1 protein-coding gene is annotated in these 274 nt (G+C 59.1%); it reads right to left on the minus strand.

Features of this window, described 5'->3' with window-relative positions; translation table 11 throughout:
* Window positions 1-274: oleate hydratase (locus tag AC0L2P_RS32355; protein WP_473507262.1), on the minus strand; the 274-nt coding region annotated here is incomplete at both ends.

A 274-nucleotide genomic window follows, 5' to 3' on the forward strand; every position in this document is an offset into this window, starting at 1 on the left:
TCTTCACATAGTCGCCGGGCTTGTCGACAAAGAGCGCGTAGAACCAGGCGATCATCTGGTCCTTGGGCTGCTTCTTGAAATGCGGCTGGCGATGAACCGTCCAGCTCAGCAGCCACGCCGAGTCCTTCACCGTGACGATACCCGCCGAGACGATCTTGCCGGTGAAGGGGTTGCGCTTGGTGATCTTCTCGACATAGGCCGGAATACGGGCATCGAGGGCGGTAATCGATGCCGAGGCCCATTTCGTTTCCGGGATATGGGCCCCGAATACGTC

The sequence above is a fragment of the Mesorhizobium sp. WSM4836 genome (genome assembly GCF_055811815.1).